The organism is Brevibacillus sp. HB1.2 (genome assembly GCF_013332495.1).
Taxonomy (GTDB): domain Bacteria; phylum Bacillota; class Bacilli; order Brevibacillales; family Brevibacillaceae; genus Brevibacillus; species Brevibacillus porteri.
On sequence record NZ_JABMIU010000013.1, the window covers coordinates 133,488 to 155,286 of the forward strand.

The following is a 21,799-nucleotide window of genomic DNA, read 5'->3' on the forward strand; positions in this document are numbered from 1 at the left end:
GTGGGAGCTAATCCCATCTGCTTTTCTATTTTCTCGGGATTGGTCGAAGAGGGTCGATTTGTACATAAAAACCAACGTGCGAATGAGGTGAAAGGGCAATCCGCGAATTGACACACAGCGGGAAAACACGATACATTCAGAGTAACTTATTGAATGAGGTGGCATGCTTTACATGAAGAAACCGTCTAACGAAGTTTTGTACGAGGAAGCATCGACCTACAAAGACATGCTCCTGCGAAAAAGCTGGAAAATGCGCATTAACGAGACTGTCATGTTTGTGCTGGGGATGATGATTCTCGCTCAATTTTTCCCGACCAATGACACGAGATTCAAGGTGCTTGTTTTCGCCATTGCCATTGCTGTTGTTGGATTGTCTCCGTTTCTGTACAAATCGGTATTTCGTCCGGTGTACAAGCTGACCAAGACCCACCTGATTATATCCATGTCAGGACAGGAAAAGAGCTACCCGCTGTCTGAAGTCGAGCAAATTTATGAAGGCCGTCATTTTTATCGTGTAGGCGGCAAAAAGGAATCACTGATGGTTTCCAGGCAATTTCTCAGTCATTTAAATGAACGCTTGTTTTACTATAAAAAAGGGAACAAGAGGAGATAGGAATGAAATCGTTTTGTCGTGACACTTGGGTAGAGGTTGATTTGGATGCCATCCGGGCGAACCTCGAGACATTCAAACGCCATTTGCCAGAAAAAACGGGTATTATGGCTGTTGTGAAAGCAGACGGGTATGGTCATGGCGCTGTCCATGTTGGCAAAGAAGCGTTGGAGAGCGGTGCAGATTCACTTGCAGTCGCATTGCTCGATGAAGCGCTTATTTTGCGGAGGGCAGGGATCACAGCGCCGATTTTAGTGTTGGGATACACACCTGTCGAATCCATTGTCACTGCAAGCGAGCTGGAAGTGGAGTTAACCGCTTACAGCGTCGAATGGATCACGGAAGCGAACGACATTCTTCAGAAAAATGATCACAAGCCTATCGGGATTCATGTAAAGACCGATACGGGCATGGGACGTTTGGGCGTTCGGACAAAGGAAGATTTACTTGCGGTTGTAGATGCCCTTGAAGAATGCTCTAAGCTGAAGTGGACAGGTATTTTTACGCATTTTGCCTGCGCGGATGAACCAGATACAACCCATGTGCGACGACAACACGACTTGTTTCAATCCTTTTTGCAAGCGCTGCGTGAAGCAAATAAAACATTGCCGTCCGTCCATTGCTGCAATACGGCGGCGGCAATCGCATTTCCCGATTGGGGGTATGATACGATTCGTTTAGGCATAGGTTTATACGGATTGTATCCTTCTTTGTACATGAAAGAACGTGCGGATGTCATTCTTGCCCCTGCCCTGGCGCTCAAGACCAGAATTGCCCACGTAAAGAAGGCAGATGAGCCATTCACGGTCAGCTATGGTGCTACGTATGCAGCAAAGCCTGACGAATGGATTGCAACGCTGCCGATCGGATACGCAGATGGCTATTCTCGCCTTTTGTCCAATCGTGGTGAGGTGTTGTACAATGGATCGCGCTACCCGATTGCAGGCAGAGTTTGTATGGACCAAATCATGGTCAGCCTGAATTCGACAGAAGCAGCGGTCAATGATGAGGTCGTCTTGTATGGCAAGCAGGGGGACGAGGAAATCTCCTTGGATGAAATTGCCGATTTGCTGGGAACAATTAATTACGAGGTTCCTTGTATGCTGAATTACCGAATTCCGCGCCTCTATTTGCGCGACCAGAAAGTAACGGACGTATTTCACCCATTGACGATGAAGCACTCGTCCCGTGAAAATGTAAATAACTAGCAAGGGAAATCAGCAGGAATTTTCCCGTGGAACACGAATACTAGTTAAGCGAAAAAGCTGGCTTTTTTGGGTAAACGAAGTCTTCACCTGCACCTTTGGATTGTTTACACTCACGTTTTCTCACCGAAAAAGCGCACAGTAGGTATATTTTTGCAATGGATTCGACATAATGGTATTGTTCATATTGGCTGTTCTTTCTAGAACCAGCATAGCGGATGGAAGTTACGGTCATGGTTGGAGGTGGATTTGTCTTGTCGAAGTCAAACACGAAACGCATCATGATCAGCTTGCCACAACACTTGCTTCAGGAAGTGGATGGCGTTATTCAAAAGGAAAAATCCAATCGCAGCGAGTTTATTCGTCAAGCGATGCATTTGTATTTGAAAGAGCGAAAAAAGCGCACAATCCGTGAGACCATGCAAAAAGGGTACATGGAGATGGCGAAGATCAATCTGAATATGGCATCGGAGGCTTTTGGCGCTGAACAAGAGGCTGACCATACTCTTGTCCGCTTAGTTAGCGGGGTGTGACTGGTGATTGTCAAACGTGGCGATGTATTTTTCGCGGACCTGTCCCCGGTCGTTGGCTCTGAGCAAGGAGGCGTACGGCCTGTTTTAGTCATTCAAAACGACATTGGAAATCGATTTAGTCCGACGGTCATCGTCGCAGCCATTACAGCGCAGATTCAAAAGGCGAAGCTGCCTACGCATGTGGAAATTGACGCAAAAACTTATGGATTTGATCGTGACTCCGTCATTCTGTTGGAACAAATACGAACCATTGACAAACAACGTCTAACTGATAAAATAACGCATCTCGATGACGAGATGATGGATCGGGTTAATGAATCCTTGCAAATCAGTTTAGGACTCATCGATTTTTAACGTGTGAAAAAAGATCAGACTATTGGATAGGAAAAGCCACTTGAGTGAAGCAAGTGGTTTTTTGCTGTCAGATTTGCAGGGATTTTATAGGTGAACAGCGAACTGTTCGAAAAGAGAATATAAGACAAAATGTGACACAATATGATTTATTTTTCGAGGTAGAGAAAAAACTCATTTCTACCTACCAAGCGAGGCGGAAGGGGTTTTTTTGGTTGTGGCAGACTATTCTCCTGAGACAATCAATATAGAACAAGAATCAGACATCGTGACGGCGCGGCAAGTCGGGCGAAATATGTCGAAGTTGTTTGGCTTTGGCACGATCACGCAGTCCCGCATCGCCACGTCAATCTCTGAGTTGGCTCGCAATATTTATTTGTATGCGGGTACGGGGACGATCACTATTTCGCCGATTGAGCGCGAAGGAGTGATCGGCTTGCAAATAAAAGCGAATGACAGCGGGCCAGGGATTCCTGATATTCGCCAGGCGTTAGATGATGGCTATTCGACTTCGGGTGCCCTCGGGGCTGGATTACCGGGTGTCAGGCGCATGATGGACGAATTTGAGATCCACAGTACCCTGGGAGAAGGGACTCGTGTCGTTGTTGTGAAGTGGAGCGATCAAGCAAAGGAGGAATGAGATAAATGGTAACCCGGAGCTTCCAGGAAGAGTATGTAAAAATTCTTCGGGATTACCTGAGTGCTCAAGGGGAGGACCAGCTTTACGGAGCCCAGCAGTTGGGCAAATGGATGCTTTCTCAAGATATTTCGCCAGAAGAAATAATTGATTTGCATGCGCGAGCACTTGAGCAGCTCGGGGAAGTGCCAGAGTTTGTGCGCTCCTCCTTCTCCATTTTGACAGAGATCATGATTGAATATGGGAACGAGCATCGATCCGTAAACAGCTGGCGCAATAGGCATCAGCAGATGGAATCAGAAATAGCGGTGGCGAAAGCGATGCAGCAATCACTTTTGCCAAGTGAGGTTCCAGTCTATCCAGAACTGGAGATTGGCGTAGTGAGTATTGCTGCGAAACAAATCTCGGGCGACTATTACGACTTCATTGAGCAAAGTGAAGGGCGTTTTGGCCTCGCCATAGCAGACATTACCGGAAAAGGAATGCCTGCTGCAATGTGTATGTCGATGGTGAAATATGCGATAGACAGCCTTGGACAAATGGAGCTGGGTCCCGATGAAATGCTGCACCATTTAAACCGGATCGTGGAAAGAAATATTGATCCGAGCATGTTTGTGACGATGCTGTTTGGCAGCTACGACTCGAAGAAACACTGTTTCCGCTACGCGACGGCAGGACACGAGCCAGGATTTTTGTACAGGTCGGCCGAAGGGAAGTTCTACGATCTCGAAGGTCGAGGGAATGTACTCGGGTTACACCCAAACAGTGCATACGAGGTTCAGGAGATTCATTTAGAGATAAATGATGTTCTGATTCTTCTGACGGATGGTGTAACAGAATGCAAAAATAACCGATACTATTTGCAAAGGGAAGAGCTTGTACACCATTTGCAAAAAGAGGTGGGAGAATCTGCCCAAAAGATGGCAAACGGCCTGTACAATAGACTGCTTCTGCTCTCCCGATTTGACCTGCTGGATGATTACACCATGATTGTACTTCGAAGAACCTAAGCAACGTACGGGGGGTAGACGCAGATGGACCTGCTAATTAAGACAACGAGCCTTGAAACTGAGCACCGAGTGGTCCTTGGTGGAGATATTGATGCTTTTACAGCGCCGAAAGTAAAGGAAACACTCATGTCACTCGTCTCCAAGCCGGATATCAATCACATTACGGTTGATTTGGAAGCCGTAGAATACATGGACAGTACCGGAATCGGAATTTTCATCGGGATTATGAAAGAGTGCATCCAACGAAATTGTACATTTGAGGTGCACAAATTGTCTCCGCGTGTGGAAAGGCTATTTCGCATCACTGGCTTATACGATCATATTGCCATCCGCAAAGGAGAGAGCGAGTAATGGGTCCAAATAGACCTCAGGCAGACGTGATTCAATTGACTTTGCCAAGCAAGGCGGAGTATTTGGGAGTAGCGCGTCTGACTGTATCCGGTATAGCCAACCGTATGGGCTTTTCTTATGAAGAGATTGAGGATATCAAGCTTGCCGTCGGAGAAGCATGCACGAATGTAGTAAGACATGCATACAAGGAAACAGAGAATCCAGGCTCTATTCATATCCAATGCCACGTTTATGAAGATCGGTTTGTGATCGAGGTAAGCGATCAGGGGGTAGGATTTTCAAATGAGCTCATTGCTGAGCAACTGACGCCGATTTATGCAGGGAAAAGCCTAGAGGATTTGGATGAGGGCGGCCTCGGGCTCTATCTCATTCACACGCTTATGGATGAGGTGGAGACTCGCTCTGAATCAGGGGTGGTAGTCTCCATGACCAAGTATGTTCGGCAGGATGGGGTGGCTGGCAATGACTGGACAATCTCGGAAGCAGAAATATAGTCCAGAGGAGTTAAAGGAGCTCATCCACCTGTATGGTGAAACAAAAGATCCTGCGATACAGGAACAACTGGTGAGGGCCTATACTCCTCTTGTGGAATCGTTAGCGAAGAAGTTTGTTCGCGGACAAGTCATGTATGAAGACCTCGTGCAAGTCGGATTAATCGGCCTGCTTGCTTCCTTTCGTCGGTTCGACCCTAGTTTTGAGCGGACATTTGAGAGCTTTGCGATCCCGACCATTGTGGGAGAGATAAAGCGCTATATTCGGGACAAGACATGGAGTGTCTATGTTCCGCGCAGAGTAAAGGAACTGAGCCCCAAGATCAAACGGGTGGTCGACGAGCTCACGATCAAGCTGCAGCGCTCTCCCCAAATTGCGGACATTGCCAACAGCCTCGGCGTTACAGAGGAAGCGATTCTGGAAACCTTGGAGATGGGCCGCAGCTACCATTCTCTCTCTATGGACAGCGAGCTCGAAGCGGATCTGGACGGCAACACGATTTCTTTACTCGACCTAGTGGGGACGACGGAAGAAGGGTACGGAGCAGTCGAGCAGAATCTGATGCTGGAGCGGGCCCTGCAAATTTTGGATCACCGTGAAAAAGAAATCATTCAATTAACTTTTTATCAAAATTTGAGTCAGAAGCAAGCTGGGGACATCATGGGGATGTCGCAGATGCATATTTCCCGCCTTCAGCGCAGGGCGTTGGGCAAGCTGAGAGAAGCATTGAAAGTGGAACAGCTGGAAATCGTGACGTAGAGGGGCCTAGTGGCTCCTCTTTTTTCTTCCCTTTTTCCAGTCCTTGTTAACAAATGTGATACAATAAACGACGAAGAATGAGCGCAGGAGGACAGGTATGGAGCTTACGTTGATGATCCAGACAATCGCCCAAGATACGGGTGTCAAACCTCACCAGGTGGAGCGCACGGTTGCTCTTCTGGATGAAGGAAACACGGTTCCTTTTATTGCCCGCTACCGCAAAGAAATGACGGGGCAGCTAGATGAAACGCAAATTCGAGCGATTGAGGAACGCGTTCGCTATTTACGCAACCTGTCAGTGCGGAAGGAAGAAGTCGTTCGGCTCATCGATGAGCAAGGCAAGCTGACGGACGAGCTGCGCGCAGCTATTGAGCGTGCGACAAAGCTGCAAGAGGTAGAAGACCTGTACCGCCCTTACCGCCAAAAACGCCGCACGCGTGCAACCATGGCCAAGGAGAAGGGACTAGAGCCACTTGCCAACTACCTCATAAGTTTACCGAAAACTGGGAATCCGGAAGAAGAAGCAAAACCATATATCAACCCGGAAAAAGGCGTAGAGACGACTGAGCAAGCTCTGCAAGGAGCAATGGACATCGTGGCGGAACTTCTGTCTGATGACCCAGAAATTCGCCAGTGGGTTCGTCAACGCTCCGTGCAAAAAGGATTGCTTTTGACTGAGCAGAAAGCCGAAGAAGCAGACGAGAAAAATGTATACCAAATGTATTACGCATATAGTGAGCCTCTGAAAAAGGTCGTTCCACATCGGGTGCTGGCCATCAATCGGGGAGAAAACGAAGGCATTTTGAAGGTTTCCATTGAAGCGCCTGTCGCAGAGATTTTGGCTTGGATGCAAAAACGCACCCTTCCTCGTGATACAGTTGCCCGCGATCTGCTGACATTGACAGTCGAGGACGCGTATAAACGTCTGATTGCTCCTTCTATTGAACGAGAGGTGCGCGCGGAGCTGACAGAGGCAGCCGAGGAACGTGCTATTCACATCTTTGCAGAAAACCTGCGCAATTTGCTGCTTCAACCGCCTGTAAAAGGCAAAGTCGTCCTTGGGGTCGATCCGGCGTTTCGGACAGGCTGTAAGCTCGCCGTTGTAGACGAAACTGGCAAACTGCTGGAGGTTGCCGTCGTTTATCCGACCCCTCCGGCGAATAAAGTGGCAGAAGCTACACTGAAAGTGAAACAGTTGATCGAAACCTATGGGGTTACGGTTGTGGCGATTGGGAACGGTACTGCTTCGCGCGAGACAGAACAGTTCATTGCCACGCTGCTGAAAGAGCTGAAGCGAGAGGTAATGTACATCATCGTGAACGAGGCAGGTGCATCCGTGTATTCTGCTTCCCCCCTGGCCAAGGAAGAATTCCCGGACTTGGATGTAGCAGAGCGAAGTGCGGCTTCGATCGCGCGTCGTCTGCAGGACCCGCTTGCTGAGTTGGTCAAAATCGATCCGAAGTCCGTCGGGGTTGGTCAGTACCAGCACGATGTTTCCCAATCGCGGCTGGCAGACAGCCTACAGTTTGTGGTTGAGTCTGCGGTAAACCATGTCGGAGTAGATGTGAATACCGCTTCTCCTTCTCTATTGCAGTATGTATCAGGGATCAGCCGTCAAGTAGCGGGGAATATCGTGAAAAAACGGGACGAGATCGGGAAGTTCACGGAGCGCTCCCAGTTGAAGGCTGTTCCGCGCTTGGGTGTTAAAACGTACGAGCAGTGCATCGGGTTTCTCCGTGTGATGGAGGGAGCGAATCCGCTGGACAAAACACCGATCCACCCGGAATCGTACGATGCGACCCACCAGCTATTGTCGATGCTGGGCATTAGCGCTCAAGAGATCGGCAGTGAGAACTGCAAGGAACGCGTACAGTCTTTGGATGTAAAAGAGACCGCTGTGAAGCTTGGGATTGGCGAGCCAACGCTGCAAGACATTGTGGACAGCCTCTTGCGTCCTGGTCGCGACCCGCGTGACGAGCTGCCAAAACCACTCTTGCGAAGTGATGTCCTCCAGCTGTCTGATCTAAGTGTGGGCATGAAGCTGCAAGGTACTGTGCGCAACGTGGTCGACTTCGGAGCGTTTGTGGATATCGGTCTGAAAAACGACGGACTCGTGCACATTTCCCGTTTGAAGAAGGGCTTTGTGAAACATCCGCTTGAAGTGGTGACGGTTGGCGATATCGTAGATGTATGGGTAGTAGAAATTGACGAGAAACGTCAGCGTGTAGGGATGACCATGATCGCACCAACGGAAGGATAAAGTTCTCGCCACTTTCTCGGTGCTGAAAAGACGACTTTTTGAACATGAACTAAAAGGCGGCCTCCTGTCAGTCAGGGCGGCCGCCATTTTTTTCTAAATATAAGAACCAGCAACTGTTGAGCACACGAATTTGGCGAACGTCCTTCCCATTAAAGGCACGTTGCAACTGCCTGCGCATCCATTGTGGCATGAAAGTACCCCCTGGAGATATTCGTCTATAGGCAATGTATGCGCCGAGACGAGCAGGAGGTGCCTAGAATTTTCATTTACTCTTCTTCTTCGTGCAAATACTCCAATTGGGCTTGCAGGGCACGGATCTCTGTCAATAAAGAGATGAGTGGATACTCGGTCTCTTGTAGGGCAGCAAAGCGGCGCTCCAGACCACTGACGTACTCCAAACCATCCACGATCGAAAGCCCGCTCTCTAACCGTTCCACATCCGCACAGTCTGCCAGAACAGTAGGCAATTCCGGGCGCTCTGTGATCGTCAATTTGTCAATTTCCTTGTAAAGTCGTTTCAATAGAGCGATTAATTGGTACATATGCGATTCGGGCAACGAGACAAACTGTAGTCCGTCACTGGACTGCAACAACAAATAGCGCATGAGCTCCTCCACCATTCTGTCTACCGTTTATTTGCACTCAGTGTAGCCTATCTGTCTGGCACTTTTCAACTGGAACTGCTATGGTGAAAGGAAGGAAGCGGAGGAGATGAGATGACCGATTCGGAACTGCAAATGCTGGTAGAGCAGATATCCAGCGAATTTTTTGCCAAGCCCTTTCGCCATCAGGCCCGCTTTAACAGCAGATTGCGCACGACTGGCGGAAGGTACTTGCTGCGCTCGCATGATATTGAACTGAATCCGAAGCATTTGCAGGAGCATGGTGTGGAGGAATTGATTGCGATCATCAAGCATGAACTTTGCCATTATCATTTGCACATAGAAAAGCGTGGGTATCGTCACGTTGATCGGGATTTTCAACTGCTTCTGCGTCAAGTGGGGGGAAGCCGATACTGCCAACAGGTAGGAAACGGTCGGACGACCCTGCCTTATCGCTACGAGCTGGTTTGCAAGGCATGTGGCATGAGCTACAAACGCAAACGAAAGATGAACCCAAGCCGCTATCGTTGCGGACGCTGCAAAGGAAAGCTGCTGTTGCGCGAGCTTGTGACGTAAAGAGTCAGAGGGGTTGGGCTTTCTTGCGCGTCTTTTGACAGCAGGGGTATAATGAACAGACGAAAAATGTTTTCCGCGAAGGAAAAGGAGCGTTTGAAGTGGCACACGACGAATTTTCCCTGATCCGGCAATGGACGAGTCGTTCTGCGGGGCAGGAAGGGAACGGTTTGACCGTCGGGATAGGGGATGATGCCGCTGTCTTCTCCCCAGCGCCAGAAATGGAAGTCGTGGCTTGTTGCGATGCGATGGTGGAGACGGTTCATTTTTTGAAGAAAACGATGAATCCTAGTGATATCGGATATAAGGCTGTTATCAGCAATGTGAGTGATGTTGCAGCGATGGGCGGGGTTGCCCGGTATGCGCTTGTCAGTATCGCGGTAAGTCCGCAATGGACGCCTGACGAATGCCAGCAAATCTATGAAGGTATTTACGAGGCTTGTCAGGCATATGGAGTTCGTGTCATTGGTGGCGATACCGTTTCTGCACCTGATGCCCTACACCTGAGTGTCACCGTACTGGGAGAGGTAGAAAAAGGGCGTGCCATTCGTCGTTCACAGGCAAAGCCTGGGCAGCTTGTTTTTGTTACAGGGCATGTCGGAACTTCTGCAGCAGGACTACATCTTCTCCTGCAAGGCGAGACTGCTGAAAGAGGCGTCTCTTTACCTTGGGAGACATTAATGGATGCCCATCAGCGTCCCGTTGCCCAAATAAAGGCGGGCAGACTGCTCCTGGAATCTGGGGCATGCAGTGCGCTGAATGATGTCAGTGATGGACTTGCATCAGAGCTCTGGGAGATTGCCGAGGCGAGCGGCGTATCGATTTTGGTCGATGCTGCAACAGTACCGATCCATGACGAAGTTCGGGAGTATGCACAGCACGTAGAAAAAGATCCGCTGGAATGGGCTTTTTATGGCGGTGAAGATTATCAATTGGTCGGAACGCTTGCGAAAAGTCACTACGAAGCCGTAAGCAAGCAATTTGCCGCTAGTGGTGTACCGTTTACTGTCATCGGTGAGGTGGTAGGAAAAACGCATGAGCCAGAATTGATGCTTCGGCGCGATGATCAACAGCTCCCGTTACCCAAAGCGGGATTCAACCATTTTAGGAGTGGATGAAAGAGATGAGCTATACATGGAGGCTCACGGGAGCGCAGGAGACGCAGCGCTTTGCCGAGCAACTGGCAGGTCTGCTTGAACCAGGTGACTTCCTCGCGATGGAGGGAGATCTGGGGGCGGGCAAGACAACTTTTACCCAGGGGTTGGCTAAAGGACTAGGAGTCCGACAAGTAGTGAACAGTCCGACCTTTACTATCATAAAAGAATATCAGGGGCGCTTGCCGCTTTATCATATGGATGTCTACCGGGTAGGCGATGATCCAGACTCTCTTGGTCTGGACGATTACTTTTTTGGAGAAGGTGTCTGTGTCGTAGAGTGGGCGTCTTTGATCGAGGATGTCCTGCCGACAGATCGGATGACCGTCTTCCTGCGTAGAGATGGGGAGGAACAGCGGATGATCGAGCTGGTTCCTCAAGGGAATCGTTATGTGAAATTGTGTGAGGAGTTTGATTTTGATGCGCGTACTAGCGATTGATACATCGAATCTGGTGCTAAGTGTAGCTGTGGTAGAGGAAGAGCGGGTCTTGGCAGAAATGACGACGAACCAGCAAAAAAATCATTCCGTGCGTCTGATGGACTGCGTCAGTGAACTGCTCGATGCAACAGGAACAGCACCAGAGGAACTCAGCGGCTTCGGGGTGGCAAACGGACCGGGCTCCTACACGGGCGTGAGAATCGGCGTTGCCTCTGCGAAAAGCATGGCTTGGTCACTGAATGTGCCAGTCATCGGTGTATCCAGTCTGGAGGTAATCGCCATGAATGCCACAGGCTTCTCTGGATTGATTGTGCCGCTGTTCGATGCGCGTAGAGGTCAAGTGTATACCGGCTGTTATCGTTCCCATGGCATGGAGGCGGTGCGAGCGCAGTCCACAGAACAAATCATCCTGTTGCGAGAATGGCTGCCACTGTTGCGAGACCTGGCGCAAGGAGAACCGATCTTGTTCTTGGGTGAAGATGTAAGGCTGCATCGGGAGACGATTGTGCAAGAGCTCGGGAATCAGGCGCAATTCGCTTCCCCAGCGTTCAATCATCCGCGGGCTGCCCATATCGGCTATGTGGCACTGCGCAAGCTTCAAGACGGCGGAAATGCGCATGAACTGGTTCCAGAGTATTTGCAACTGGCAGAAGCAGAAGCGAAGTGGCTTGCCCAAAAGCAGGCGGGGGCCGTAAAGGAGTAAAAGCATGAGTCAACCAATCGATTTGGAATATCGTTATATGACGATGCAGGACGTTGGGGCTGTAGCAGAGCTGGAGCGCTTGGCTTTTACAACTCCATGGCCGCATGATGCATTTGTTAACGAGCTGACGAGAAATCCAAATGCACGCTATGTAGTCGTCGCTCACCAAAATAGGGTTATCGCTTACTGCGGCATGTGGATCGTGATCGATGAGGCACATATTACAAATATCGCCGTCCATCCACTGTATCGTGGAAAGAAGGTTGGATTGGCGCTGATGATCAAAATGATGGGTGTTGCCAAGATGCAGGGTGCCCATAGCATGACGCTGGAAGTTCGACCTTCGAACACAGTCGCGCGGAACATGTATATCAAGCTCGGCTTTAAAGAGCATGGGCGGCGCAAGGGATATTATTCGGATAACAATGAGGACGCAATCATTATGTGGGTGACATTGTAATGAACAAGACGTATACGTCGCGCTACGAGAAGCGCATACAGCAAAAATACGAAGCACATAGGGAATCAGGTGCTCCTACTTATATTTTAGGAATTGAAACAAGCTGCGACGAGACATCGGCTGCTGTCATCCGTGATGGCCGAGAGGTGCTGTCGAACGTCATTGCTTCCCAAGCTGATATCCATAAAAGGTTTGGCGGAGTCGTGCCAGAGGTGGCTTCTCGCAGACATGTAGAGAATATTACGCTGACCATCGAAGAGGCACTGACTGAGGCTGGGAAAACGTTGGATGACATCCAGGCAATTGCGGTGACGTACGGGCCTGGGCTTGTCGGAGCCCTGTTAGTTGGCGTGGCAGCAGCAAAAGCTATTTCCATGGCCAGAGGCATCCCACTTATTGGCGTGCATCATATCGCGGGTCATATTTACGCGAATCGTCTGGTGCAAGAAATGGAGTTTCCGCTGATCGCACTCGTCGTATCGGGCGGGCATACAGAGCTTGTCTGGATGAAGGAGCACGGTCAGTTCGAGATTTTAGGGGAAACGCGAGATGACGCTGCAGGGGAAGCGTATGACAAGGTAGCACGAGCACTGAATATGCCGTATCCAGGAGGACCTCATATTGATCGCCTCGCACATGAAGGGGAGGCAAATGTACCGCTCCCTCGTTCATGGCTGGAGCCAGACTCCTACGATTTCAGCTTCAGTGGATTGAAGTCAGCTGTGCTCAATACCTTGCACAATGCAGCTCAGCGAGGAGAGACGATCGAACCGGCGAATCTGGCTGCGAGCTTCCAAGATTCTGTAACAGAAGTGCTCGTAGAAAAGACGATTCGGGCAGCTCGTTCTCATGGAGCGAAGCAGGTATTGCTGGCGGGCGGCGTTGCGGCGAATCGCGGATTACGTGAGCGATTGCAAGCAAGGTGTGAGGCAGATGGAATTCCGTTGGTGATTCCACCGTTCACGCTATGCACGGATAACGCGGCGATGATTGCGGCGGCAGGCTTTATCAAGTATGAAAAAGGACAGTTTGAGGGGCTTGATTTGAACGGGGTCCCAAGCTTGTCTCTTTCTGAACAATAGAGTGAATGAAAAGCATCTCTGAAGTTGGATCAGAGATGCTTTTTTTTGTTTGTTTAAACGAGCGGCTGTAGTGGGGGAAGAAGCGCATTTCCAGTTTACGCTTCGGCCTACGCCCTGCAAGGGGTTAGACTGTCCGCTCCGGATTGAATGTCGGGAGCGCTTCAAACGTAGAAGTTTCGATGAAGTCGTTCATAAGTGAAGCTGAAATTCCCCGACATTCAATCCTACGCTGAGGTGGGCTCCAGAGGCGCTTGGACTGGAAATGCGCTTCTTCCTACGAGGCTTTTTCAACATATCAATACAAGAAAAAGAGGGACCACCCAAGACGGATAGCCCTCTTTTTTATTTGCCACCACGTATCTTTTCGAAATAGGGTGCGGCTTTTTGGGGGAGTATCTCTACAAACTGCTTCCGTTCCTCAGCAGTCAATTGATCTTCATGCATAACCCCGTTCTGATCCGTAATCTTTATTTTTAAATCCATGAGTTGTTTCATAACTGCCGAAAACTCCGCGTACTCTTCTTCCGTCAGCTTGCTTTTCGCTTCCTGAAACAATTTCTCGATTTCCTGATAATCCTCCTGTGTGCCACCACGTTCGATGATAGTTTGCGATGACCCGAAGATTTGATCAGCCAAATAAGGTGTAGCTAAGGCTGCCGTTGGAATTAGGATAGCCACTGCTACGATTCCACTTAACAATCGTTTTTTCATCAAAAATCTCCCTTTCTTTTGCAAGAAGTCATTTTGATAGGAGAGGTACACACGACTCTCGATCTCGGGTGGGATTTTCAACGATTCAGCATGTTGAAGAAGCTCATCGCGTAGTTGTTTGTCTATGGACATAAGAGTCTCCTCCCGTTAATTCGCAATGCTTGCGTAGTGCCTTCAGTGCCAGATGATGCCTGGATTTCACGGTACCCAGCGGGATTGGCAGCAACTCGGCGATTTCATCCAGCGCATAATCGTGAAAATAGCGCAGAATGATCACTACGCGTAACTTGTACGAAAGTGTACGAACCACTCCGAGCAATTCGAGCTGTGTCTCTGATTTGATTACTTCGGAATCTGTCCAATCAAATTGCTCATTGTGCATGAGGCGGTTTCGTTCAAAGAGCTGTATTTTTCGCCAAGCCTTTCTTTTCCAGTCCTGCACCTGACGAACAGTGATCCCGTGAAGCCAAAATCGAAATGGCCGATTCTGGTCATAGGTGTGAAAAGAACTCCACATACGAATATAGGTCTCGTTCACAATGTCTTCGATGTCGTAGACAAGAAAAGCGATCGTACGATGAACATCGGTGTGCGTAGCTTGATAAACGACACGAAAAGCTGCTTCGTCTCCCGTCAGCATCTTTTCCAGCCAAGGGAGTAACTCTTTATCATTCATGGGGGGCCCTCCAGAACGTATTACACCCCTATATTCGCTAACAGAGGCAAAAAGGTTCAGTTGTTTTTCGTCCATCTGTATATGATTTATCCACATCATAGGATAACTTTCTGGATTGTTCACATATACTCCTGTGAATACTGGTGATAACACGAGAAAATGACCGGGAAAACCGCATGTACTCTGTGGATTGTTCTGTGGAAAATGTGGATAAAAAAGTCGAGTTATCAACAGGAGGGAGACTCGTGAGAAAGAAACTCGCGCTGATTTGCTTGTCATTCCTGATATTGTTTCTAGCTACAAATATAGGAAAACCATTGATAGCAAAGGAAAAACAACAGGTCATCTTGCTGTTTGTGGAGGGGATGTCGTTTCATGATCTGGAACAGCTCAAAAAGTTATCTACTGTGGATAAATGGTTGGGTGATGCAGGAGTTGGGGCTCTGTCCATAAGAACACCCGGATCGCGCACAGCCGCAAACGGCTACCTGCTCATGGGGAGCGGCGGACAAGCGCTTTACTCTGAAAAGAGCGGGACAGGCTATCATCCGTATGAATCGCTCTCTACCAGGGAAACAGCCGGTGAACGGGCGCAAGAGCTGGGGAGTGATCAGGCGCAGGAGGTGGCGCGCTCCTCGATTATTTTTCCGGGTATTTTCCGGCTCTTGGCAGATAATCGGGAGAAACCGTATTCTGCGCAAATCGGGCTCCTTGGGACCGTGCTTGCTGCAAACAACATTCAGGTCGCTTTATATGGAAACGGTGACTATGAGGATGCACGACAGAGACATGCCGTTTTGTTTGCGATGGATCAGCAAGGAAGGGTTCCGACAGGGGACATTTCTACAAAAAGCATGGAGCTCCTTCGTGGCTATCCGTACGGGATCAAGACAAACTACACTTACCTGCTTGAGAAAATCCACAGCGAGCGTCAAGCGGGCTTGATCATTGCTCAACTCTCAGATTTATCCCGGTTATACCAGTTGAGTGCGGATATGGACCCAGGTCAGTTTACCCGGCAGTATCAGCGCGTTTTGCACGATTTGTCCCTTTTCCTTGACCAGCTCCTTGTGGAACGTAAACCACACCAACGCATTGTATTGGCATCACCAGCTGTCAATCATTTGGCGACAAAAGAAAAGGCTCTCTTAACTCCAGTGTTCATTTGGGGAGAGAAAGCGAGTGGAGTTTTGACATCAGCTACCACGAGGCAGTCGGGATTGGTCAGTGGACTCGATATGGTACCAACCATACTGTCTTGGCTGGACGTACCCGTACCAAAAGGGTTGGCTGGTCATGTCATACGTATCGAAAAAGGGAATGGACTCACTGCCTTTCAGAATCAGGTAGGTGAGATTCATCATACGTATGCGACACGCCCAGCAGTGCTCTATACCTACGTCATGCTGCAGATTGTCATTGTTGGGTGTGCGGTCGTGCTTTGGTGGTTTGGGAGGAAGAGAGAAGGGGCAGGACTTTTGCGACTTCGTAGAGGAATACGTCTGGCGCTGCTGGCTTTATTATGGTTTCCCGCATTGCTTTTGGCAGAGAGCCTGCTCGACTGGCAGGTTTCTGGCGCGGTTGTCTTGGGGGGGCTCATCATGACTGCCCTGATTGCGGCCTTTTGGCAGGAAGCCCATGCTCTCCCGCGAATCGTGATGACGGTTAGCGGAGTGACGACAGCCATTCTGCTCGTGGACGGATGGACTGGCGCTCATTTGATGCGGCAATCGTACCTCGGGTATGATCCGGTAATCGGAGCGAGGTTTTACGGGCTAGGAAATGAATACGAAGGGGTCTTGATCGGCAGCACGATCATGCTTGTGACTTCGCTGTACGAGAGAATTCGTGGGGGACAAAAGGAGCTAAGTCAGGAAAATAAATGGTTGCCTGCTGTTTCCACAGCCATATACAGTGTCGTGCTTTATTACATGGTGGCACCGAACCTGGGAACAGACGCAGGTGGTTTTCTTGCGGGGTTGATCGGATTTACCGTGGCATTGTCACGTCTTGAGGGCTGGCGAATCGGCAAAAAAGGCCTCCTGCTGTTGGCAGGCGGCCTGGTTATGGGTGTATGCAGTTTGATGGCGATCAGTCTCATGTCAGATCAGCCCTTGACCCATGTTGGACGGCTTTCTCAGCAGATTGTACATGGGGAATGGTCCGAGGTAGGGCAGATGATTGAACGCAAGCTGGCGATGAATCTCCGCTTGATTCGCGTTTCCATTTGGAGCAAAGCATTTGTCGTCTCCCTGATTGCTCTAGGCGTTCTCACCTTGAGAAACGACCGCTTTTTGCACCATCTGGCGAAGGACACGCCATACTTGGCTAAAGGCTTTGCTGGTGTCATTGTGGGTGCACTTGCTGGACTGATCCTCAATGACTCAGGCATCGTCACAGCAGCTACCTGCATTACCTTTCTGGTGGTTCCTGCTCTCTATGCCGCCTTGGAGGAGTCTGCGCAGGAGCGCTGTTCTACGTGAAGACGGGACTACTCTTCTGATAGCGTGCTCCACTCGTTATACAACTGCTCTAGTTCTTCTTTGGCAGCATGGATTTGATCGTTGCGTTCTTTTGCCTGCACATGATCACTATAAATTTCCGGGAGACAGAGCTCTTCTTCCCATTTGAGAATGTCAGCCTCTCGTTTTTGGATCGAGACCTCAATCTCTTCCAAACGGCGCTGACGTTGACGCTCGCGACGTTTCGCTTCCTTATCTAGCTCATAAGAGGATTTCTCAGGCTGTGCCGCTACGGTACCGCCTTGTTTTTTTGCGGGCTGCGCTGCTTGTTCGGCTGCGAGCTCTTCCAGTTCCTGCTTTTTCTCCACGAAGTAATCATAGTTACCCAAATAGCTGGTCACGCCATCACCTGTCAGCTCTAGGACGCGGGTGGCAATCTTGTTTAAGAAGTAACGGTCATGGGAGACGAACAGGATCGTACCCGGATAATCGTAGAGGGCGTTCTCAAGCACTTCCTTGCTGAAAATATCCAAGTGGTTCGTCGGCTCGTCGAAGATCAGGAAGTTTGCTTGCTTCAGCATGAGCTTTGCCAGAGAGACGCGTGCACGCTCCCCTCCAGACAGGTCGCTGATCTTCTTTTGTACATCATCACCGCTAAACAAGAAGTTGCCGAGCAAGGTGCGGACGTCCTTTTCCAGCATGTTCGGGTACTCATCCCAAATTTCGCCGAGCACTGTATTCCGTTCGTTCAGGTTACGATGCTCCTGGTCGTAGTACCCGATTGTTACATTGCTTCCGAAATGAATATCGCCCCGCAGTTTAGGCAACTGTTCTACAATCGTTTTTAACAGTGTCGATTTTCCGATACCATTGGGACCGACCAAGGCCACACGTTCTTCACGCTCGATTTCAAACGTAAGGCCCTGAGAAAGGACAGCATCCGGGTAGCCAATTGCGACGTTGTTTGCTTTCATCACAATGGTACCGCTCATTTTTGCCACATCAAAGGAGAAGTGGACGGATTTGTTGTTCATAATCGGCTTGTCCAAGCGGTCTATCTTTTCCAAGGTCTTGCGTCGGCTTTGCGCTCGTTTAGTTGTCGTAGCCCTTGCAATGTTTCGCGCGATGAAATCCTCTAGCTTGGCGATCTCTTCTTGCTGCTTTTCGAATCGCTTCAAATCCTGTTCGAGACGAGCCGCCTTTTCATCGAGGAAGCGGCTGTAGTTACCGACATAGCGGGTAGCGCGTGTCCGTTCGATTTCATAGACAACGGTCACAAGCTTGTCCAGGAAGTAACGGTCATGGGAAACGACGAGAATGGCGCCCTGATAGTTTTGCAAATACGTCTCCAGCCAGGTCAGCGTCTCGATGTCCAGGTAGTTCGTCGGTTCATCGAGCAGGAGAATGGTGGGAGATTGGAGCAGCAGCTTGGCTAGTGCCAGACGAGTCTTTTGTCCGCCGCTCAATGTGCGGATCGGAGTCGTGTAATCGAAGTCCGCAAAGCGCAGGCCGTGCAAAACCCCACGAATCGCACCTTCGTAGCTGTAGCCGCCCTTTTCCTTAAAGGCTTCCGAGCGGTGAGAGTAATTTTCCAACAGTTGCTGGTAACGCTTCTCATCAGCGAGAATAGTCGGATCGCCCATTTTGGCCTCGAGCTCACGAAGCTCCAGCTCTTCTTTTTGTAGATGGGAAAATACGGAGAGCAACTCATCCCAAATCGATCGTTCCGATTCAAGGCCACTGTTTTGTGCCAAATAGCCAAGTGTAACATCCTTTGGAATGCGGATAATTCCTTTGTCGTAGCTTAGCTCGCCGGCGAGGATCTTCATCAGAGTCGATTTTCCTGCACCGTTTACGCCAACCAGACCAACCCGTTCCCCGGTTTGAATTTGCAGGGAGATGTCTTGTAGAATGGTTTCGATACCATACGTTTTTTCTATATGTTCAGCTTGTAGCAAAATCATCGGATTCACCTCTTTATATACTAATGCCAGTGTAGCCTAGAGAGAGCGCATGGGACAAGCCTCGTGGGAATGTCCATGCACGTGACGAAAGAGGGAAGAGGTTGTCATGGACCAAAAAACGAATAAAAAACAGCTGCGAAGCCATATTTTGGAGAGACGCAAGTCCATGTCTGCAAAGGAACGGGAGCAGCTTTCCAGAGAAGTATGCGATCATTTGCTGTCTCATGAAAGGCTGGCTGATCCCAAAGCAATCATGGCTTTCCATCCTTTTGGCGATGAACTGGATATTTTGCCCTTTCTGGATGAGGCAAAAAAGCGGGGCCAAGACATTTGGCTACCTCTCACAAACGTTGCCGAGAGACGTCTCATTCCCTATCGGTATACGGGACCGCACATGCTAAAGCAAGGAGTATACGGGATTTGGGAGCCAGACCCTGCTCTGGCAGAGGAAGCGGACGTATCACACTTGGATGCGATCATTGTTCCCGGTGTTGCTTTTGATAGCAAGGGCGGGCGAATGGGGTATGGCGGTGGTTATTATGACCGCTTTCTGGCAACGCTGAAAAAGCTCCCGTTCTTGGTTGGAGTCGGCTTCTCTATACAGGTTGTAGAGCATGTACCCCTAGAGTCTCATGATGTTTTGCTAGATGCAGTTGTCACCGAAAAAGGTCTTCTGCATTTTTGAATGTTTTGTGTCTGTAGCTTTGTCATGCCTTCTACTGTAGCGAATGGTGCTATCCGCCAAGGAAAAACGACGAGACGTTTTTGACAGAAAAGTGTACAATACTATCGAATGAGAAACCGGAGGAATGTATCGTGAGCAAATGGAAGGTAGGCGTTATTTCTGCAAGTGATTCGATTGCCAGAGGAGATCGTGTGGACGATCGTATGCCAATCGTTCGTCATCTGACAAGGGAATGGCTTCACGTAGATGTCGCTGTATACCGTGCCGTTAGTGATGATATGGAAGATTTGCAAGAACATATGATTGAGCTCGTAGACCGCGAAAAATGCGATTTGTTGATTGTTACGGGGGGCACAGGACTTAGCCCGCGTGACGTAACGCCAGAAGTGACCGCGTGGGTTATTGACAGACCAGTCCCAGGCTTGGCCGAAGAAATGCGCCGTGCTGGTTTGAAGCAATCCCGACGGGCGATGTTGACCCGTGCAGTTGCGGGAACCAGGGGTAATTCGTTGATTATCAATCTCCCTGGTAATCCGAAAGGCGTAGAAATCTGTTTCAATGCGATTGGCGATATGCTGTCCGATGCTTTGCACATTTTGCAAGGAACGGGAGAAGCAAACGAAGATTGGGGAGGATTGCATTGGTAGAAAAACCTCAGATGCGGGAAGTGCCAGTGCGTGAAGCGATCGGCATGATGCTTCCTCACGATATGACACAAATTTTGCCTGGAGAATTCAAAGGACGCTTGTTCAAAAAAGGACATGTTGTCACCGAGGCGGATATTGAGCCGTTGTTGTCCATTGGCAAAGAGCATATTTACGTGCTGGAGATGCCAGAAGGCTACATCCATGAGGAAGAAGCGGGCATTCGTATTGCGAAGGCTGTTTCCGGACAAGGCTTGACCTTGACGCCTCCTTATGAGGGCAAGGTGTCGATGAAGGCCGCGAGAACAGGTTTAGCTAAAATCAATGAGGAAGCTGTCCATGCGTTGAACAAGCTCGAAGGAATAGCGTTCTCCACGATTTACGGCGATCAGGTCGTGCATCCGGGACATACATTGGCGGCTACGAGAATCATCCCGTTAATTATGGAAGAGTCTCGAATCATCGAGCTGGAGCAACTGGCCAAACAGTATGACGAACCGATTGTACAAGTAAAAACGTTTCAAGATAAAAGAGTGGGACTTGTTACAACAGGGGGAGAAGTTTTCTCTGGCAGAATTGCAGACAAGTTCGGTCCTGTCATTCGAAACAAGGTAGAAGCTCTCGGCTCTACTTTAGTAGACCAGCGTTTTGCGCCAGATGACAAGGAAGCGATCGAACAGCAGATTCATTCGTTCCTCGAGGAAGGGGTCGATCTGATCTTGGTCACGGGGGGCATGTCTGTCGATCCAGATGACCGCACGCCGGGAGCGATTGCAGGAGTAGGAGCGGAAGTAGTGCGCTACGGTACGCCGATGCTGCCGGGTTCCATGTTGATGGTTGCTTACAAAGGTGAAGTGCCGATTCTCGGATTGCCGGGAGCGGTCATGCATGAAACGTTTACTTCCTTTGATGTATTTTTGCCGCGTATTCTGGTTGGGGAGCGAATTGTGGCATCCGATATGACAAGACTCGGATATGGTGGTTTACGAAAGTGCTAGCTGGTTAGACTGGCAAATAACGAAAAGCAAACGACTTCACAAGAAAAAGGAGTGAACACGTATGAGCTCAATTGGGATTCCTGGATTAATCTTAATTTTAGTTTTAGCCTTGGTGCTTTTCGGTCCGAAAAAGCTTCCAGAATTGGGGCGTGCGGTAGGTCATACTTTGAAAGAATTCAAAAATGCTACACGTAGTCTGACAAGCGACGATGAAGACGACGATGAGGAAAAAAAGCGCAAGGAGCTAGCCTCCAAAGAAGCGTCTGCCAAAACAACGCCTGTTGTCGCTGAGAAGGAAGCAGCGGAGCGGGAGCGAATTGAACGCGAAGTTCGTGAAAAAATGGAACGCGAGCGCTTGGAAAAAGAAATCCGCGAAAAGCTGGAGCTAGAGCGCCTGCAAATGGAAAAAGAGCAGAAGAACGCGTAACAGGTAAGGT

26 protein-coding genes are annotated in these 21,799 nt (G+C 49.4%); 21 read left to right on the forward strand and 5 right to left on the reverse strand.

The window, feature by feature from the left end:
- The first annotated feature begins 172 nt into the window (after positions 1 to 172).
- The 10 genes from HPY28_RS24025 to HPY28_RS24070 all read left to right on the forward strand — a co-directional run bounded on the left by HPY28_RS24025 (position 173) and on the right by HPY28_RS24070 (position 8,208).
- Positions 173 to 613 (forward strand): hypothetical protein, encoded by a 441-nt coding sequence (locus HPY28_RS24025; RefSeq protein ID WP_017247295.1) that lies wholly within the window; start codon positions 173 to 175, stop codon positions 611 to 613.
- 2 nt (positions 614 to 615) lie between these two features.
- Positions 616 to 1,818, forward strand: coding sequence for an alanine racemase (gene alr / locus HPY28_RS24030; protein ID WP_174231554.1), 1,203 nt, complete (start codon positions 616 to 618; stop codon positions 1,816 to 1,818).
- 230 nt (positions 1,819 to 2,048) lie between these two features.
- Entirely contained in the window at positions 2,049 to 2,348 is a 300-nt protein-coding gene (locus tag HPY28_RS24035; RefSeq protein ID WP_016740787.1) for a CopG family ribbon-helix-helix protein, read from the forward strand.
- A 3-nt stretch (positions 2,349 to 2,351) separates the two neighbouring features.
- Positions 2,352 to 2,702 (forward strand): type II toxin-antitoxin system PemK/MazF family toxin, encoded by a 351-nt coding sequence (locus HPY28_RS24040; RefSeq protein ID WP_005830205.1) that lies wholly within the window; start codon positions 2,352 to 2,354, stop codon positions 2,700 to 2,702.
- Positions 2,703 to 2,910: 208 nt separating this feature from the next.
- Positions 2,911 to 3,339 (forward strand): anti-sigma regulatory factor, encoded by a 429-nt coding sequence (locus tag HPY28_RS24045; RefSeq protein WP_174231555.1) that lies wholly within the window; start codon positions 2,911 to 2,913, stop codon positions 3,337 to 3,339.
- 5 nt (positions 3,340 to 3,344) lie between these two features.
- A complete protein-coding gene (locus HPY28_RS24050; protein WP_017246613.1) occupies positions 3,345 to 4,346 on the forward strand; it encodes a PP2C family protein-serine/threonine phosphatase in 1,002 nt (333 codons plus the stop codon).
- 24 nt (positions 4,347 to 4,370) lie between these two features.
- A complete protein-coding gene (locus HPY28_RS24055) occupies positions 4,371 to 4,697 on the forward strand; it encodes an anti-sigma factor antagonist (protein WP_017246612.1) in 327 nt (108 codons plus the stop codon).
- Positions 4,697 to 5,191 (forward strand): anti-sigma B factor RsbW, encoded by a 495-nt coding sequence (rsbW, locus tag HPY28_RS24060; protein ID WP_017246611.1) that lies wholly within the window; start codon positions 4,697 to 4,699, stop codon positions 5,189 to 5,191. Before HPY28_RS24055 ends, rsbW begins: the two co-directional genes overlap by 1 nt.
- Positions 5,160 to 5,948: an RNA polymerase sigma factor SigB gene (sigB, locus tag HPY28_RS24065; protein ID WP_017246610.1), complete on the forward strand. Its 789-nt coding sequence runs from the start codon at positions 5,160 to 5,162 to the stop codon at positions 5,946 to 5,948. The genes rsbW and sigB overlap by 32 nt, the downstream gene beginning before the upstream one ends.
- Positions 5,949 to 6,045: 97 nt before the next feature.
- Positions 6,046 to 8,208, forward strand: a complete 2,163-nt coding sequence (locus HPY28_RS24070; RefSeq protein ID WP_174231556.1) for a Tex family protein — start codon at positions 6,046 to 6,048, stop codon at positions 8,206 to 8,208.
- Between the two features lie 67 nt (positions 8,209 to 8,275).
- Here the strand turns inward: HPY28_RS24070 and cmpA are convergent, their stop codons facing one another.
- Together cmpA and HPY28_RS24080 are read right to left on the reverse strand one after the other, a co-directional pair.
- Positions 8,276 to 8,398: a cortex morphogenetic protein CmpA gene (cmpA, locus tag HPY28_RS24075; protein WP_012684250.1), complete on the reverse strand. Its 123-nt coding sequence runs from the start codon at positions 8,396 to 8,398 to the stop codon at positions 8,276 to 8,278.
- 76 nt (positions 8,399 to 8,474) lie between these two features.
- The gene (locus HPY28_RS24080; protein WP_017246608.1) at positions 8,475 to 8,813 is read right to left on the reverse strand and encodes a hypothetical protein; all 339 of its coding nucleotides are present in this window, start codon (positions 8,811 to 8,813) and stop codon (positions 8,475 to 8,477) included.
- Positions 8,814 to 8,924: 111 nt separating this feature from the next.
- Here HPY28_RS24080 and HPY28_RS24085 point away from each other — a divergent pair, with 111 nt between their 5' ends.
- The 6 genes from HPY28_RS24085 to tsaD all read left to right on the forward strand — a co-directional run bounded on the left by HPY28_RS24085 (position 8,925) and on the right by tsaD (position 13,222).
- Positions 8,925 to 9,386 carry a SprT family protein gene (locus HPY28_RS24085; RefSeq protein WP_017246607.1) on the forward strand — a complete coding sequence of 154 codons (462 nt, stop codon included), beginning with the start codon at positions 8,925 to 8,927 and terminating at the stop codon, positions 9,384 to 9,386.
- 98 nt (positions 9,387 to 9,484) lie between these two features.
- Positions 9,485 to 10,501 (forward strand): thiamine-phosphate kinase, encoded by a 1,017-nt coding sequence (gene thiL, locus HPY28_RS24090; protein WP_017246606.1) that lies wholly within the window; start codon positions 9,485 to 9,487, stop codon positions 10,499 to 10,501.
- Between the two features lie 5 nt (positions 10,502 to 10,506).
- Positions 10,507 to 10,977, forward strand: a complete 471-nt coding sequence (gene tsaE / locus HPY28_RS24095; RefSeq protein ID WP_026042899.1) for a tRNA (adenosine(37)-N6)-threonylcarbamoyltransferase complex ATPase subunit type 1 TsaE — start codon at positions 10,507 to 10,509, stop codon at positions 10,975 to 10,977.
- A complete protein-coding gene (gene tsaB, locus HPY28_RS24100) occupies positions 10,958 to 11,680 on the forward strand; it encodes a tRNA (adenosine(37)-N6)-threonylcarbamoyltransferase complex dimerization subunit type 1 TsaB (protein WP_017246604.1) in 723 nt (240 codons plus the stop codon). Before tsaE ends, tsaB begins: the two co-directional genes overlap by 20 nt.
- Positions 11,681 to 11,684: 4 nt before the next feature.
- A complete protein-coding gene (gene rimI, locus HPY28_RS24105) occupies positions 11,685 to 12,140 on the forward strand; it encodes a ribosomal protein S18-alanine N-acetyltransferase (RefSeq protein WP_017246603.1) in 456 nt (151 codons plus the stop codon).
- Complete coding sequence (gene tsaD / locus HPY28_RS24110) at positions 12,140 to 13,222, forward strand: tRNA (adenosine(37)-N6)-threonylcarbamoyltransferase complex transferase subunit TsaD (RefSeq protein WP_017246602.1); 1,083 nt, start codon at positions 12,140 to 12,142, stop codon at positions 13,220 to 13,222. Before rimI ends, tsaD begins: the two co-directional genes overlap by 1 nt.
- A gap of 342 nt (positions 13,223 to 13,564) precedes the next feature.
- Here tsaD and HPY28_RS24115 read toward each other — a convergent pair whose 3' ends face one another.
- Together HPY28_RS24115 and HPY28_RS24120 are read right to left on the reverse strand one after the other, a co-directional pair.
- Positions 13,565 to 14,065 (reverse strand): DUF3600 domain-containing protein, encoded by a 501-nt coding sequence (locus HPY28_RS24115; RefSeq protein ID WP_017246601.1) that lies wholly within the window; start codon positions 14,063 to 14,065, stop codon positions 13,565 to 13,567.
- Positions 14,037 to 14,609 carry a sigma-70 family RNA polymerase sigma factor gene (locus HPY28_RS24120; RefSeq protein WP_174231557.1) on the reverse strand — a complete coding sequence of 191 codons (573 nt, stop codon included), beginning with the start codon at positions 14,607 to 14,609 and terminating at the stop codon, positions 14,037 to 14,039. Before HPY28_RS24120 ends, HPY28_RS24115 begins: the two co-directional genes overlap by 29 nt.
- A 245-nt stretch (positions 14,610 to 14,854) precedes the next feature.
- Here HPY28_RS24120 and HPY28_RS24125 point away from each other — a divergent pair, with 245 nt between their 5' ends.
- Complete coding sequence (locus tag HPY28_RS24125; RefSeq protein WP_174231558.1) at positions 14,855 to 17,092, forward strand: hypothetical protein; 2,238 nt, start codon at positions 14,855 to 14,857, stop codon at positions 17,090 to 17,092.
- Positions 17,093 to 17,100: 8 nt separating this feature from the next.
- Here the strand turns inward: HPY28_RS24125 and HPY28_RS24130 are convergent, their stop codons facing one another.
- A complete protein-coding gene (locus tag HPY28_RS24130; protein ID WP_174231559.1) occupies positions 17,101 to 19,035 on the reverse strand; it encodes an ABC-F family ATP-binding cassette domain-containing protein in 1,935 nt (644 codons plus the stop codon).
- Between the two features lie 106 nt (positions 19,036 to 19,141).
- Between HPY28_RS24130 and HPY28_RS24135 the strand changes: the two genes are divergently transcribed.
- The 4 genes from HPY28_RS24135 (at position 19,142) to tatA (ending at position 21,789) form a co-directional block, all read left to right on the forward strand.
- Positions 19,142 to 19,720 (forward strand): 5-formyltetrahydrofolate cyclo-ligase, encoded by a 579-nt coding sequence (locus HPY28_RS24135; RefSeq protein ID WP_017246597.1) that lies wholly within the window; start codon positions 19,142 to 19,144, stop codon positions 19,718 to 19,720.
- Positions 19,721 to 19,851: 131 nt separating this feature from the next.
- Positions 19,852 to 20,367, forward strand: a complete 516-nt coding sequence (locus HPY28_RS24140) for a MogA/MoaB family molybdenum cofactor biosynthesis protein (RefSeq protein ID WP_007721035.1) — start codon at positions 19,852 to 19,854, stop codon at positions 20,365 to 20,367.
- The gene (locus HPY28_RS24145; protein ID WP_173624070.1) at positions 20,361 to 21,362 is read left to right on the forward strand and encodes a molybdopterin-binding protein; all 1,002 of its coding nucleotides are present in this window, start codon (positions 20,361 to 20,363) and stop codon (positions 21,360 to 21,362) included. The genes HPY28_RS24140 and HPY28_RS24145 overlap by 7 nt, the downstream gene beginning before the upstream one ends.
- Positions 21,363 to 21,423: 61 nt before the next feature.
- Entirely contained in the window at positions 21,424 to 21,789 is a 366-nt protein-coding gene (tatA, locus tag HPY28_RS24150; RefSeq protein WP_069852148.1) for a twin-arginine translocase TatA/TatE family subunit, read from the forward strand.
- Positions 21,790 to 21,799 lie beyond the last annotated feature (10 nt).